The 14,913-nt window shown below is 55.0% G+C and carries 14 protein-coding genes; 8 read left to right on the top strand and 6 right to left on the bottom strand.

Annotation, left to right across the window (positions count from 1 at the left end):
* Positions 1 to 105 precede the first annotated feature (105 nt).
* Both REIFOR_RS08705 and REIFOR_RS08710 read right to left on the bottom strand, forming a co-directional pair.
* Complete coding sequence (locus REIFOR_RS08705; RefSeq protein ID WP_100257186.1) at positions 106 to 1,764, bottom strand: DUF1501 domain-containing protein; 1,659 nt, start codon at positions 1,762 to 1,764, stop codon at positions 106 to 108.
* Positions 1,765 to 1,782: 18 nt separating this feature from the next.
* Positions 1,783 to 4,176 carry a c-type cytochrome gene (locus REIFOR_RS08710; RefSeq protein ID WP_100257187.1) on the bottom strand — a complete coding sequence of 798 codons (2,394 nt, stop codon included), beginning with the start codon at positions 4,174 to 4,176 and terminating at the stop codon, positions 1,783 to 1,785.
* 227 nt (positions 4,177 to 4,403) lie between these two features.
* Between REIFOR_RS08710 and REIFOR_RS08715 the strand changes: the two genes are divergently transcribed.
* The 4 genes from REIFOR_RS08715 (at position 4,404) to REIFOR_RS08730 (ending at position 6,202) form a co-directional block, all read left to right on the top strand.
* The gene (locus REIFOR_RS08715) at positions 4,404 to 4,796 is read left to right on the top strand and encodes a hypothetical protein (protein WP_100257188.1); all 393 of its coding nucleotides are present in this window, start codon (positions 4,404 to 4,406) and stop codon (positions 4,794 to 4,796) included.
* Positions 4,797 to 4,863: 67 nt separating this feature from the next.
* Positions 4,864 to 5,208 (top strand): arsenate reductase (glutaredoxin), encoded by a 345-nt coding sequence (arsC, locus tag REIFOR_RS08720; protein ID WP_100257189.1) that lies wholly within the window; start codon positions 4,864 to 4,866, stop codon positions 5,206 to 5,208.
* Positions 5,209 to 5,805, top strand: coding sequence for an NAD(P)H:quinone oxidoreductase (gene wrbA, locus REIFOR_RS08725; protein WP_100257190.1), 597 nt, complete (start codon positions 5,209 to 5,211; stop codon positions 5,803 to 5,805).
* Entirely contained in the window at positions 5,795 to 6,202 is a 408-nt protein-coding gene (locus REIFOR_RS08730) for a DUF2069 domain-containing protein (protein ID WP_100257191.1), read from the top strand. The genes wrbA and REIFOR_RS08730 overlap by 11 nt, the downstream gene beginning before the upstream one ends.
* Here the strand turns inward: REIFOR_RS08730 and REIFOR_RS08735 are convergent.
* A complete protein-coding gene (locus REIFOR_RS08735) occupies positions 6,199 to 7,182 on the bottom strand; it encodes a GlxA family transcriptional regulator (protein WP_100257192.1) in 984 nt (327 codons plus the stop codon). The two genes, REIFOR_RS08730 and REIFOR_RS08735, sit on opposite strands and share 4 nt — an antisense overlap.
* A gap of 97 nt (positions 7,183 to 7,279) precedes the next feature.
* Here REIFOR_RS08735 and REIFOR_RS08740 point away from each other — a divergent pair, with 97 nt between their 5' ends.
* On the top strand, positions 7,280 to 9,121 hold the full coding sequence (locus REIFOR_RS08740) for a beta-ketoacyl synthase (RefSeq protein WP_100257193.1): 1,842 nt from the start codon (positions 7,280 to 7,282) through the stop codon (positions 9,119 to 9,121).
* Positions 9,122 to 9,212: 91 nt separating this feature from the next.
* On the opposite strand, the gene hda is transcribed toward REIFOR_RS08740, so the two are convergent.
* Genes hda through REIFOR_RS08755 form a run of 3 tightly spaced genes read right to left on the bottom strand, consistent with a single transcriptional unit; the run spans position 9,213 to position 12,224 of the window.
* Complete coding sequence (gene hda, locus REIFOR_RS08745) at positions 9,213 to 9,920, bottom strand: DnaA regulatory inactivator Hda (RefSeq protein ID WP_158524337.1); 708 nt, start codon at positions 9,918 to 9,920, stop codon at positions 9,213 to 9,215.
* Positions 9,917 to 11,077 carry an AI-2E family transporter gene (locus REIFOR_RS08750; protein WP_193437294.1) on the bottom strand — a complete coding sequence of 387 codons (1,161 nt, stop codon included), beginning with the start codon at positions 11,075 to 11,077 and terminating at the stop codon, positions 9,917 to 9,919. The genes hda and REIFOR_RS08750 overlap by 4 nt, the downstream gene beginning before the upstream one ends.
* A gap of 31 nt (positions 11,078 to 11,108) precedes the next feature.
* The gene (locus REIFOR_RS08755; protein WP_100257195.1) at positions 11,109 to 12,224 is read right to left on the bottom strand and encodes a DUF2066 domain-containing protein; all 1,116 of its coding nucleotides are present in this window, start codon (positions 12,222 to 12,224) and stop codon (positions 11,109 to 11,111) included.
* A gap of 230 nt (positions 12,225 to 12,454) precedes the next feature.
* On the opposite strand from REIFOR_RS08755, the gene purM reads away from it, so the two are divergent.
* The 3 genes from purM (at position 12,455) to REIFOR_RS08770 (ending at position 14,912) form a co-directional block, all read left to right on the top strand.
* Positions 12,455 to 13,504: a phosphoribosylformylglycinamidine cyclo-ligase gene (gene purM / locus REIFOR_RS08760; protein ID WP_100257196.1), complete on the top strand. Its 1,050-nt coding sequence runs from the start codon at positions 12,455 to 12,457 to the stop codon at positions 13,502 to 13,504.
* A complete protein-coding gene (purN, locus tag REIFOR_RS08765; RefSeq protein ID WP_100257197.1) occupies positions 13,504 to 14,157 on the top strand; it encodes a phosphoribosylglycinamide formyltransferase in 654 nt (217 codons plus the stop codon). The genes purM and purN overlap by 1 nt, the downstream gene beginning before the upstream one ends.
* 65 nt (positions 14,158 to 14,222) lie before the next feature.
* Positions 14,223 to 14,912: a DUF3108 domain-containing protein gene (locus REIFOR_RS08770; RefSeq protein WP_158524338.1), complete on the top strand. Its 690-nt coding sequence runs from the start codon at positions 14,223 to 14,225 to the stop codon at positions 14,910 to 14,912.
* Position 14,913: the final 1 nt, after the last annotated feature.

Raw genomic sequence — 14,913 nt, forward strand, 5'->3', positions numbered from 1 at the left:
TATTAAATATTTTGGCAAGTTAGACCCCTCGCCTCGCGCCCTATTTGCATAGGCCGCCTCAACCGAACACAGAGGTGGCACCGGCCCCTAAAGTTTAGTCACGCTCTAGCCGAAGATCGGAATTTCTTCAGCCTCGAGCGGAAAGCGTAAGGCGAAAGGATGGCTATCGATCAGCGCCAGCTTGCGCATTTCGGCATGCAAATGGGTGGCGGTCATCTTAACGCCGCCACTGGCCACCGGCGTCATGCTTACCGGATCGACGTTTAACGCCTCGATCAGACCATTGGTGGCATTGACCGCCGTGCCACCGGCAACGCCATTGCCAAGCAACATATAGCTGGTTACGGCCCAATGATCCTTGCCATCGCCGTCGTTATACCAGGGCGTACGGCCAAAATCCGACCCCACAACCACCGTTGTTTGCTGCCGCACGCCATAGACCTCGAGCGCTTGAAACAGATAGTGCAAATCGCTCAGTACGGTGCGAATACGCGGATAATGACTGTTGTCGTGATCGCCATGGGTATCAAAACCGCCAAAGCCAACCTGCATCGACGAGGCCATGCCGGTGGAAAAACCGGCCGCACCGATGCGCATATGGTTGCGGGTGCCACTGCCACCAGCGGCTAGGCGAATAAGGTCGGCCGGTGAACCCGCGACCGGATCGGATATTTGCGCCGCAACACCGGCAAATTCAAGGCCTTGATCCCGCACCAAATAGAGTTGGCTGCGGTACTGGGACCGCAGCGGGAGATTTTCCTGGCTGGCCTGGAGTTGGCTGCGTTTGGTCTGGGCAATATCGAGCGCGTTGGCGAAGGGCTCGACCATATCGTTGGTCGGATTGCCCAAGATGCCAAAGAAATTGGCATCGGCCGCGGCAGAGCGGGCCACCAGCCCGGCCGGTTCGTCGTTGCCCCGGCCATCGGTCATCCAGGCCAGAGGCCGGTCGGCACCCTGCACCGCTGCATAGAGCGCGCTGAAGTCGGGATAACCGGCACTCATGCTGCCGGTATCGGCATACATGGTGCCGGTATCGTGCGAGTTGGTGCGATTGTCGACGCCATTGAGCACGCGCAACTGATCGGCGTGCAAACAGACAAAGGCATCGTAAACGAAGAGATTGGCCGCCATCTGGGTGCCGTTTAGCGCTAGGTTGCGATCGACCAACTCATCGGTCGCGATCGCGCCCAATTCGATGGTGGTCACCGTGCCTTCGATAATAGCCCTAGCATTAACACTGATTTGCGCCACCGTCTTGGTGCCTTGCCAACTAAAACCGGCACTGGGCGCCGCGGTCAACAGGTCGGCGACTAGCTCGCCACTGAGTATTTGCTGAATATGCGCGCTGGTTAAGCCCTGATTGGCGCTGTCATCATCCAGTTCGCCAGCGGCGCCGGCCTGATTGAAGGTCCCCAAATAGGGGGCATACTTCAGATCAGCATCGATGCTGCTGGTGCCGGCATAGATATCTTGGGCCCGGCGAATGGCTGAGGCGGGAAACCGATTGACCGGACTGCCGGCATTGCGCACCTGACTGGCTTGCTTACCCAGCTCCACACCCACCGTCGAGCGCAGCTTATTGCCGTGCGGGTTGCAGAAGGTGGTCGGTTCCCAACCACCGCCCAGATGGGCAAAGACGAAGTATTGCCCGACCGGACTTAGGTCGGTCGCCGCTGATGCCGTGGATGACAGGGACAGGGACAACGGTGCCATCAGCACCATGCCGGAGGCACTGGCATTTTTAAGAAAGGTTCTGCGATTCATGGTCAAATCTCCTGTCGATCAGCTGTAGATAAAACGGTAATCGGTCATTAGATAGACCATTACCGCGTACCAGGCTTCGCGCACCGCTCGCGCACCGCCACCGGTGTTGCAGGGCGAGTCGATATTGGCATCCAATACCGTTTGGAACAGCTCAAAGGTGATTGCAACCTCCTCGCTATCCAATGACACCTCCTGATGCAAGACCGCCAAATAGAGCTGAGTAATGGTCGCGCGGATCGCCTTAAGTTGACCTTGGCGAGCATTGGCCGAACTGGCATTCAGATCGGTTGTATCGTCGACCAATTTAAACAGCGTGCGCTCCAGTCGATTGGTACTAAACTCGTTGCGCACGATGTCACAGGCCTCCTCGACGGCCATCCGTTCGGTCACCGCAGAGATAATTCCGCTCACCGAATCGGCATCGCGGAATATATCGGTGGAATTTTTGCCGCCCATAAACAGCCGTGAATTTAGCTGATCCAGGCGCAGCGATTGATTCCAGCCGCCGGAATTGAGCGCGCGCAGCTTCTGATTGAGTAACTGGGGGGGCAAATAGCGCAATGAGCCTATCTGGCTGTAATCCTCAGCCAGATCGTTATAAAACATGCCCGTTGAGCGATAGTAGGCACTCTTGGAAATGGCATAGATCAACGCCTTAATGTTGAACTCATCGGCCTCGAATTCGGCTGCGGCATGCACAATTAGGCGTGCCTGTTCTTTATAGGCCTGGACATAGGCTTCGGGCGAATCCTCACTCGGTTCCCCCAATACATCCTGACCGGTCAGGCCCTTAAGGATCATCTGCGCGATGCCACGCGAGTAGGCCGGATCATTGGCGACCTGCTCACCTAACCACTGCAGCTCCCGAGAATAGTAGTTCTGGTCGATGGTCCCGGTGGTCTTGATCTTAGCGGAACTCAGGCCCCAACTGATGGCTAGGTCGTGATCGGGCACATTATCGGGATTGCGCGTGTCGTAGACGCCCGACAGGCTGTAGTTCTCGAACGCGGCCGCCACCACGTCCATTATTTCATGACAAACCAGACAGTCCGGGTTGGAGTTGGTCGGATCGGTCTCACCGACATTGTTGCCAAAGTCCTCGAATTCCAACAGATCGGCATTGCGATTGCCTTCAATGGCGAGCAGATCCTTGGCGGCAAAGAACCAATAGACCATACGCGCACGATTTCGGTGTTTATTGGTTTCGGTGGCGGTGTACTTATTCAGGAAGACCTCATCGGTCAGAACACCGGAATGGGGCACGCCCTCGGTTTTGGCATTGCCGTTTTCGTCATTGTAGAACAGCTGAGCGGCCTTGATATCGCGTGGATCGTAGGGAAAATCGCGCACCACATAATGGTCGCCGTTAGTGCCGACATTGCCATAGAGCTCGATCACATCGAGATATTCTTCAACCTCGGTGACGTTCTGAAAGGCACTCCACTGCGGATTGGTTACCACCGCCGATGCGCCGTTAGGCAGGGGTAAATCGGGATCCACGATACGCACATGCGTGCCGGCACGACCGGCGCCGAGGGCTTCATAGGAAAAGCGGTTTACCACCGTGTATTTAGCGGAGACGAATTCTTTAAAGTTACGATCATTGCGCGCCAGATATTCCACCAACAGCATCGGTCGGCGGCCCAGGGCTTCATCGGTAAAGTAATCGAGATAGGTGGTGGAAATCTTGCCGTCGATGCTGATGGCATCGACAAAGTCCTGCTCCCAGTTCAGGTTAGGATAGACATCGTATTTTGCGTTTTGACCGACGTTCACCGGCGATTCGAGCGAGGCGAAGAGGTTCTCAACCGAGTTACCACTATTGGTATTCTCGCGCCGAGCGTAGTCGGTCAACATCGAATCGTTGAACATGTCCTTGAGCCGTTCGTAGAAGTAGTCGGTCTCCATAAAGCCATACATGACCGCCTTCTCACCGTCCAAATCCCGTGCAAAGGCGGATATTTCGGCATCGGTGGGCAGCCGCCCGGCGAGCTCAAAGGCCAGTTTGTAGACGGCCTCGTTCGGCGTCAGGGTCGCCACACCCGGCAAGGCGCGCTCTACTTTGCCATTGGCATGTTCATTAAAGGCGGCGATAATGTATTCCGCCGTATCGGCGGCATCGCTGCCGTGCATCGGGCTGCTGCTGTTGGGCATGTCGCGCTCGATCTTGGCGATCAATGAGGCCTCGTTGCCACAGGTCGCACAGGCAATCAGGGCACCACCGGAACCACCTTCACCATTGGGACCGTGGCAGGATGCACATTGGCCATTGTAGAGTGACCGGCCCTGCTCATTGATAACCGCCGTGCGCTCACCATCGCCACCAAATTCCTGACTGCAAGCTGACAAGACGGTAATAGTGGCCAAAATTAGTACGCGTAGAATCGATTGGTACGGCTTTGTCATGTTCATTGCTTTCTCCCCCAAAACCTCTGCATTATTGAGATGAGGTTCTGTATAGAGCGCAACCGTATCATGCTGTAAATGATAATTATGGAACGACTTCACACATTAAATACTTTATTCTTGGCCTGAGCGTGGCGTCACATTTAGCGTCGAGCCGGTCGAAGTAAAGGTGACCCTAAGGGTCACTTGATGACCGTTTGGCCCCAGAAAATCGAACCTTGCACAGGTAACTCATGTTTCAAATTCCCGACACAAACCGGTTGCGAGCCATACTTCTTGAGTGCGCGCAAAAAGAGGCAACCCTGGACTACAAAAGTCTGACCGCACAATTGGGCTTTCAGCCGCCCAATAGCATCGGTCAAACCACCGCGCTGTTGGAAGCGTGCCAGGAGGATGATGCGCTCTTGGAGCTGCCACAATTAGCGGCGGTGGTTATCCAGAAATCCGGGGAACCCTACCCTCGCCCAGGCTTTTTTCAGAAATTAATGCAATTGGGAGTTTATCAGGGACTGGACAATGGTGCCGCCGCCCAGATGTGGCATCAGAACGAATTGGAACGGGTTTATCGCTATTATCAGCTTACTCAAAACATTCCCACTGACGATCTGAGCGACCAAGAACAATAGCCCGGCCGTTACCCTGTGCAGAGAAAAAGACGGTAAACTAGTGGCAAAACAAGGACTCAAGAACGAGATGAAAGCAACGATCTATCACAACCCCAGCTGTTCAAAATCCCGTCAGGCGCTCGCGCTGCTGACGCAACAGGGCATCGACATTGAACTGCGCGACTACCGCCGAGTCCCGCCAAACGTGATCGAGTTGCGCGCCCTATTGGCCAGTTTAAAGCGCCCAGCGCACGATTTGCTGCGCAGCAAAGACGCCGAATATACGCTCGCCGGCCTGTCGCCCGCGGCCTCAGACGAAGCCATCTTCGCCGCTATCTCGGCCTACCCTAAGCTACTCGAACGACCCATAGTCGTGACCGCCAAGGGTGCGCGCATCGGCCGACCAACTGATGCCCTACTGGAGATACTCTAGGTGCCCTATATTTTAGTCTTATATTACAGTCGCCACGGAAGCGTGGCCCAATTGGCTGAGGCGCTGGCGGCCGGTATCGAGTCAGTTGCTGGGATAGAAGCGCGCGTGCGCACCGTGCCGGAGGTCGGTCCGGGCTTTGATAAGGCCATCGATACCATTCCCGATCAGGGACCGCTTTATTGCACACCCGAGGATTTTGCCGGTGCGGCTGGTCTGGCCTTGGGGTCTCCAGGCCGCTTCGGCAATATGGCTGCGGCACTCAAGTACTTTCTCGAACAGACCACCTCCAGTTGGATCAACGGCCAAATGCTCGGTAAGCCGGCAACGGTCTTTACCAGCACCACCACACCCCATGGCGGTCAAGAATCCACCCTGCTGTCGATGATGAACCCGCTCCTCCACCATGGCATGCTGATCACCGGTGTGCCCTTTAGCGAACCGGCTCTGCACAGCGATTACGGGGGCGGCACGCCCTATGGCGTGTCTCATATTGCCGGCGAACAACACCAAAACCTCAGTGCCGAGGTGGCTAAACTGGCCACTGGCCAGGGCAAACGCTTGGCGCACTACAGCTTAAGGCTCCTAAATGACCACTAATCAAGCTCAGATCAACAAAAAAATACGTCTGCATTTTGCATTGCTCTTTGTCGCCTGCTTTGTCGCCACCTTCTTGTCCGGACCCAGCCCATCGAGCATGCCGCTGCACCAATGGCTGCTGTCGGGTCTGTTCTTGGCAGCACTAAGCATCCTTCCCCTGCTCTTCTTCATTCCCACCGTGATGGCACCTAATGCCCGCAACCTCAGCTGGCTGGGCTTTTTCCTCTTGGCCTACCTGGTCTGGGGTGTGGTAAAAACCGTCTCACCTCAGGGACTGGTCGGCGGTCTGCTGATCTGCACTTTTATCCTGACGACCTTCTATTACACGGTCGTCTGGTTACGACCTCTGAAGAAAGCGGCCAAGGAAAAACAAAAGCAAGAGGAACAGATGGACTAGTCTGCTGAACCGACCGAGAAGCGTTTATTGCGTACCATGGTGCGGTAGCCACCGGGCGACATGGCGGTGTGCTTTTTAAAGATCCGAGAAAAGTAAGCCGAGCCGTTAAAACCCGAGGCCAGGGCGATGTCGATCATCAATAGATTGGTTTCGCGCAGCAGGCTTTGGGCGGCCTCGATACGCACTCGCAACAGATACCGTTGCGGCGACTCACCCACCGCATGTTCAAAGCGACGCCGCAACTGGCGCTCCGATTGCCCGGCCGCCTGGGCCACCTGACCAATGCTAATCGGCTGCGCATAATGACTGCGGATCCAGCTTTGCGCCACACTCACCGCTTCATCATCGTGGATGCCGCCACCGGGTTCATAGAACGGGGTCGAGAAGGTGCGTTTGAGTTCGTGCATAAACTGCTGTTCAACTAACGCTAACGCTGCCGCACCATATTCCCGTTCAATAAAATAGAGCACTAAATCCGTTTGCGCATTGATCGAACCGGCACAATAGACGCCATCCTGATGGGTAATGAAATGCTGTTTTTGGAATTTAACCTGTGGGAAGCGTTGGCTAAAACGCGGCAGATAGTACCAATGGGTGGTCGCGACCCGACCGGTGATTAGACCGGCCATCGCCAGATGGCCAACGCCAGTGCCGGTGGCAATCAATCGACAGCCCCGTTGATATTGCTTGACGATCCAGCTCTGCAGCGCCGTTTGTTGGCCGAGCACCGACCAGGGCGAGCCCCACATCGGCGGAATAAACAACCAGTCGACATCCAAGGTATCGTTAAAATCGTGATCGGCCACCAATTGCAGACCCGCCGTGACCGTGACCGGTCCCTTCTGCTCGGCGACAAAGCTCAGTTGCAAATTGCCTTGGCCTCGGTTGGCGGCGGCCAACGCGGCGGCATGAAACATCTCGACCGGAATCGACACACCGGTGGCCAAAATTTGCGGGTATAGCACAAACGCAATGTTCATAATTGACCGAATAGTTTAATAATATGTCCGCTTAGTTATAACAGATCGGCAAGATAATGCCTATATTGACCGCCTCTAAAACATTAAGGTTTTGCGCATGAAAAAGCTTCCTGTCATTGTTGGTTTTGGCGGCATAAACGCCGCTGGCCGCACGTCAATGCACCACGCCCACAAGCGTTTGGTGCATGAAGCACTCAGCGAAAACCAGATGGCCGATACCTGGCAGGATTTAGCCACTTTAATGGGACTGGACCCTGCGCATCCGCAAACCCGACAGGCGATACTCGACGGTACCCTGATCCGGCGCATCGATGCCCAGACCCATTTTGACCCCAGCGCCGTGCCCACCGGCCAAAAGGCAGAGTTGAACTTTGCCGAACCGGTCAGCTTTACCATCAAAAAACACCATATGCCCAATACCCTGCCCGACAATTGGACGGTCAACGATGTCGATGCGAAAACCTGTCGGGTTACGCTTAGCGAGCGCTTGGACACCGTGATCCCCGATACCTATAGCGCCAAGGTCTCTTCGGCCGGTCAATTGCCGGCCGGCTTTAACCCAGCGGAACACTATAATTCGGCCCACCACCCCCGCGGCTTGCAAATGGCGGTCTATGGCGCTTCGGATGCAATTCAGTCACTGGGCATGCCTTGGCAGGCGATTATGGCGAAGATATCGCCCGATGCGGTCTCGGTCTATGCCGGCTCATCGCTCAGCCAACTCGATCAATACGGTCTCAAGGGGCTGATACAGGCCGGCTATAACGGCAAACGCGTCAGTTCGAAGATGATGCCGCTGAGCTTTCCCGAGATGTCCGCCGACTTTATCAACAGCTATATCATCAACAGCGTCGGCAATACCGGATCGAACGCTGGGGCCTGCGCGACCTTCTTATACAACCTGCGTCAAGGCCTGCACGACATTCAATCGGGCCAGTGTCGCGTCGCTATTGTCGGCAACGCCGAGGCGCCGATCGTGCCGGAACTGATGGAAGGTTTTCGCGTCATGGGCGCCCTGGCCGAAGACGAGCAGTTGCGTGACCTCGATGATGCCAGCAAGGCGGACAACCGCCGAGCCTGCCGACCCTTCTCATCGAATGTCGGCTTCACCCTGGCCGAGTCGGCCCAATTCCTTATTCTGATGGACGATGAGCTGGCCCTGGAACTCGGTGCCACCGTCTTCGGTGCGGTCGCAGATGTGTTTGTCAACGCCGATGCCAACAAGAAATCCATTTCCGGCCCGGGCATTGGTAACTACATTACCATGGCCAAGGCGGCGGCCCTGGCTCAGGGTATATTAGGCAAAGATGTGGACAAAACCTTCGTTATGGCCCATGGCACTGGAACGCCGCAAAATCGCGTTACTGAATCCCATATTCTCAATGAGGTGGCCAAGACCTTTGCCATCAAAGACTGGTCCGTTTCGGCGGTCAAATCCTATGTCGGCCATTCCCTGGGTCCAGCGGCGGCGGATCAAATCACGGCCGCCCTGGGCGTCTGGCACACCGGCATGATTCCGGGGATCAAGACGATCGATCATCTGGCCGAGGACGTGCACAGTTCGAATCTAAATATCTTGATGGATCATCAGTCGGTCGGGGAGGACGGCGCATCAATGATGGGCACCATCATCAATTCCAAGGGCTTCGGCGGCAATAATGCCAGCGCGCTGTTGCTTTCGCCGGCTAAAACTCGTGAGCTGATGGCCACGCGCCACGGTGCGCCGGCTATGACTCGTTATAGAGTCGCCAACGAGGCAGTATTGGAAGAGCAGAGATCGGTCGATAAGGCGGTTCGCAGCAATGGCTTACAGGCGATCTATTCATTTGGCGAATCGGTGATGGGCGCCGATCAGGTCGACCTGAGCCCTGACGCAATCAAACTGGCGCAATTTGAAAACCCGATCCACCTGTCGAGCAACAATCCCTTCATCGATTAAACAATCCCTTCATCGATTAAACAATCCCTTCATCAATTAGTTGTTGATGAGCGGCAAGCAACCTAGCCAGACCTAAGGTCTCGCTAGGTTGTTACCAATCGAGGACTTGCTTAATAAAGGGAATGGTCAGGCGGCGTTTTTCGGCCAGAGAAGCTGAATCCAAGCGATCAAAGGTTGCGACCATCTGCTGCATATTGCGATTGTGCCGATGAATGATAAATTCGGCGACATCGGTTTCGATCACTAAGCCGCGCCGGCGACCCTTCCAGACCAGCCATTCAATCCGTTCTTCATCGCCCATGCTGACTAACTGCAGGGTCAGACCCGAGCTGAGCCGCGACTTCAGGTCAGGCAGGCTCAGACCAAGGTGCAAAGGGCTGCACAATCCGCCAATGAGAATCAACTTACCTCGATCCTGCATCCGATTATAGAAGTGAAACAAGGCCTCCTGCCACTGAGCATGGTCGTTGATCAGATCCAGGTCGTCGAACGCGATAGCATCTAGGTCCTCTAAACCCTCGATAGCCTCAGGGCCGTAAGCCAAACATTCCGACAGCGGCAAATACAAGGCCGACAAGCCCTGGTTTTGCAAATCGTGGACCGCCGCCTGCAACAGATGGCTGACACCGGTTCCGGGCGCGCCCCAGAGAAAAACCAGATGATCGCTTAACTTTGCCAGCGCTTGGCGCAGCGTGCCAATGGCCACGGCATTATTACCGGGCAAGAAATCTTCAAACACCGCGTCTTCACGGAAGCTGACGTGTAAGGGCAGCTGATGGGGTATCTCTTTAAGCGTCACGAGTCGTCCTTTTGATGCGTCGCTTGATCGCCGATCGGCTCCGGCTCCGCAGTCAATTGGGCAGGCTCCGGCTCGGCCTCAGACGACTCGTTAAGCACATCGTCGGCTTGGCCGTAGAGGCGACTGGCACGATAGTTCAGATGCACACGACGCAACAGGACCATAATCACTGCCGCGGCTGGTAACGCCAGCAAAATCCCGACAAAGCCGAACAGCTGGCCTCCGGCCAAGACGGCAAACATAACGGCAACCGGATGCAAACCGATACGATCGCCGACCAGCTTGGGAGTCAGGACCGTGCCTTCCAATACCTGCCCGATCGAAAACACCAGCACCACCAAAAGCAGATGGGTGATATCACCGAACTGAAAATAGGCAGCAATCAGACCGGCGCCGATACCCACTATGGTGCCTAGATAAGGCACGATGGAAGCCAAACCGGCCAAGAGTCCGACCAATAGACCTAAGTCCAGGCCCAACACCATCAGGCCACCGGAGTAAATCAGCGATAGGGCAAACATCACCATTAGCTGACCGCGAAAGAAGGCACCCAGCGTTTCATGGCATTGCTGCGCCAGATCGGACACCGAGTCGATATAGAAGCGCGGCACCAAGGCACCAATCCGCTCGACCAACAAATCCCAATCGCGTAGCAAATAGAAGGTCACCACGGGAACGATTACCAGGTTGGTGAGCATACCCAGTAGCGCCATACCCGACTGAGTCAGATTGCCAACAATGGTCTTGACCACATTGCCGGTCGCACCCCAATCCAGTTGCTTGCCCCACTCAAGCCAATCGAACTGAATGATCACCAGACCGAAGCGACTTTCAAGATAGGGTGCGGCGACGTCGCGGATCCAGGCAAAGACCGCCGGTAGGGACGAGATAAGATCATCGACTTGTCGCGCCAGCGCGGGCACTAACAACAATGCCGCGGCGACAAATACCAGCGTTAACAGGAGAAAGGTGATAATCACGCCATTGGTGCGCGAGACTTTCCATTGTTCGAGTCGATCCACCAGTGGATCACCCAGGTAGGCTAACAGGATGGCGGTTAAAAACGGGCTCAAGATCGGCGCCAGGGACACGATCAGCCAACCGAGCAAGAGCACTCCAGCCAAAATCAGCCATTTCTGGGAGTCTGTGATATGCATAACAATTCCTTTTTTAGAGCCCGCAGAGCGATCAGTTAGGCAGCCATTGATAATACAATAGATTGTCCAACGCAGCGGCCAGCGAAGCTTCCTCGATCCTAACCAGCTGACCATCTAGGGTGAGCAAATCGGCCAACTGCATGCGGTCGCCGCTGATCGACAGTTCGAAGACAATATCGGTAGCACTGAAATGATGCGCCGTAATACCGGTGATCAGATTAACACTCTGTAAATAGCGCTCAATAGCCGCAAACTCAGTGAGATCGGTAATGTTGACCACCCGTAACCGAACAGAGCCGGACAGCTGAGGATCCGAGACAAAGGCATACTGCTTAGACATGCGCTCAGCCACCATATTCAGTCCCTCGCTGACAATATCGGCCAGAGTTCCGCTGAGTACCGGCAGGCGGATGCGCTCGCCTTTAAACAACAGCAACCAGTCGGCGCTGAAGTCACTTTCTCGTTGCACAATTCGACCAGCCAAAACGGCCTCAGCATTGTATCGCCCCGAAGCGAACTCTATATCCTGCGAAAATAAACCATTCACATCGGCAAAAGACAGATTCAAGGTATCGGTGAGGTCCATAATCGGCAGTAGCAGAGGCACACCGCGCGCAGCGGCTTCAGATGCTAGCAGCTCAGAAACCTCGGTGGTTTCACTGTCGGAGAGAATATGATCCTGCCCGTCGAGTCGATCCGCCAACCAAATCAACACGTCGGGCCGTCGGGCACCCCAGACCGGCAGGCGGTTCTGAATTAACAGATCGTCTACCGTGGCCTTATCAAAGTCCAACACCATGGCTTTAGTGGCCACCTGCTCACCCAGAATATTGGTAAAAAACTCACTACTCTCTTCAAACCGAAACGATGACAGAAAACGACTGCCCTGGCCCAGTTCTGCCGCAATGGCTGGCTCGTCAAGCGTCGCACGAATGCCCGTCACGCGCACTAATAGTTGTTTGAAGGCCTGTTTAATGGCGCTATCTTGTTCTTTTGGGGTTGCATTACCACTAACAACTATTCGTTCCTGATAGAGTGGCAACTCGGTTGCCGCCCAAGTCGGCGTTGCAACGATCATAAGCAGTAGCAAAGAGGCGAACAGACCCGACATTCGCGCAGGGTGGCCGTGAGGCAAGGTGGTGTGCATAATTCTCCCATCAGGTGCGGCAAAAACAGCAACCCAGACTAATCAAGGGGCCATTGTGACAGAGCGTTGCAAAAAATACAGACCAAAGTGACTCAGGCCCTTACAAAGGCTGTTCTTTTTGTGACTTTGATGGATCCTGACCGTTTGAACATGCTGACCATCAAGAAAGACCCTGTTACAATCCGCGCGCCGCGCGAGCAGACCACCCAGATAAACGATTGGAGCCCCGAATGACAGACCAGAATAAACCTTCTTTAAGCTATAAAGATGCAGGTGTTGATATTGATGCAGGCAATGCCCTGGTAGAACGTATAAAAGGTACTGTTAAGGCAACCCGTCGCCCCGAAGTGATGGGTGGCATTGGCGGCTTTGGTGCCCTATGTCGCATTCCGGCTGGATATAAGCAGCCAGTCCTGGTTTCCGGCACCGATGGCGTCGGCACCAAACTCAAACTGGCGATGGATTTGAATCGTCACGACACCATCGGCATTGACCTGGTCGCCATGTGTGTTAACGACCTAATCGTCTTAGGGGCCGAACCGCTCTATTTTCTCGACTACTATGCCACCGGAAAACTCAGCATTGACATTGCCAGTCGAGTCATCGCCGGCATCGGCGCAGGCTGCCAACAGGCCAACTGTGCCCTGGTGGGCGGCGAAACCGCGGAAATGCCCGGTATGTATGAGGGTGAAGATTATGATCTGGCCGGTTTCTGCACCGGCGTAGTCGAAGAAGCGCTGATTATTGACGGCACCAAGGTCGCAGCGGGAGATGTCGTTATTGGCTTGCCCTCCTCCGGTCCACATTCAAACGGCTATTCATTGGTACGCAAGGTGCTCGAGCTGAGCAATGCCGACACCAACCAAATGTTAGGCAATGTCAGCCTGGCCGATGCCTTGATGGCCCCCACGCGCATCTATGTTAAGCCGGTTCTGGCCCTGTTACAGGACCAGCCAGTACACGCTATCTCGCATATTACCGGTGGCGGTTTCTGGGAAAATTTACCGCGCGTCTTACCCGATCATCTGGCGGTGCGCATCGATGCCACGAGCTGGCAAATGCCGGCGGTGTTCAATTGGCTGCAGGAGCAGGGCAATATTACCGATAGCGAAATGTTGCGCACCTTTAATTGCGGCATCGGGCTTATTCTGGTGGTCCCGGCCGCCTCTGAGCAAGCGATAATCGCGCGCCTGACCGCCCTAGGCGAACCGGCCCTGACCATCGGCGTGATTGAAGCCAAGGATGGTGCCAGCGTCTTGATTGATGGCATCAACGGCTAATGATTCGGAAAAGAATAGTAGTCCTGATCAGTGGTGGCGGCAGCAATCTGCAAGCCATACTCGATGCTTGCGCCGACCAAAGCGTGGCCGGCCAGGTCGTCGCGGTGGTTTCCAATCGCCCCGGCGTGATGGGCCTACAGCGGGCCGTGACCCACGGTGCCGACGCCATCACGCTAGATCATACCCAATTTGCCTCACGGACACTGTTTGACCAAGCGCTGCAGCAACGCATCGACTCATACCAGCCCGATCTGGTGGTATTGGCCGGTTTTATGCGGATTTTGACCGCCGACCTGGTGTCGCACTATCTCGGCCGGATGGTTAATATCCACCCGTCCTTACTGCCCAAGTATCCCGGACTGCATACTCATGAGCGCGCCCTAGCGGCCGGCGATCGCCAAGCCGGCGCGACGGTCCACCTGGTTACCCCCGAACTGGACGGTGGACCGCTCCTAGCGCAAGCGCACGTTGCGATCGACGACCAGGACACAGCGCTCAGCTTGGCCGATAAAGTTTTAGTGGCTGAGCATCAACTCTACCCGCTGGTGCTGTCCTGGCTGTGCCGTGATCAACTGATCTTTGTCGACGGCATTCCCCACTTTGACGGTGAAACGCTTCTGTTTCCCAAACAAATAGATAATACTGCTGACTAATTGTTTTTTTGGATTGTTAACCGGGTATGCCATTGCTGTCGAGTTGTAAGTCCCTAGGTGTTTTTTTGGTAACCTGCCTGATCGCCGGTCAGAGCCTCGCGTTGAGTAACTATCGCGCTGAGATCACCGCCACGCGCCACGGTGCTCTGGATATCAAACTTGATGGGGTAATGACCTTTTTTTCTGACGTTCAGGGTAACTGGTCCCTGCAGCTCGAGACCGACGGAGGCCCGATTAACTCCTTTGAACGCTCGGTCGGTGAAACCGTTGAGGGCCAATACCGGCCGCTTAGCTATCAGCGTGATAGCAAGGTGTTGTTTTTTAAGGAACACGTCGACTGGCAATTTGATTGGGGTAAAGAGTGGCTGACGGGATACGTCAAAAAAGATTTCTTTGAGTACAGCCTGGCCAGCCCGATTCACGACCCGATGAGCTTCCAGCTGCCGATGCGAGCCGCGCTGATGGAAGGTGGCAAGAGCTTTGCGTTTCAATTTATGCGTCACAATCGTCCGGTCGCCTTAAAATTCGAGGTGATCGGTGAAGAATTGCTGCTGCTGCCCAATGGCCGGGTTCATACTCTTATTATCAAGCAGCTCTGGCCGCTCCAATCGAAGCAAAAGAAACTCATCTGGGTGGCGCCAGAATTGGAGTTTGTGCCGATTCGATTTGCCACCTTCGATGATGGCAAAATAGAGAACGATATCCTGGTCGAGCGACTCTGGCTCGATGATGAGGAAGTTACGTTCCAACCCTAGA

Origin of the sequence: Reinekea forsetii (assembly GCF_002795845.1) — a bacterium.
In the GTDB taxonomy this organism is placed as follows: domain Bacteria; phylum Pseudomonadota; class Gammaproteobacteria; order Pseudomonadales; family Natronospirillaceae; genus Reinekea; species Reinekea forsetii.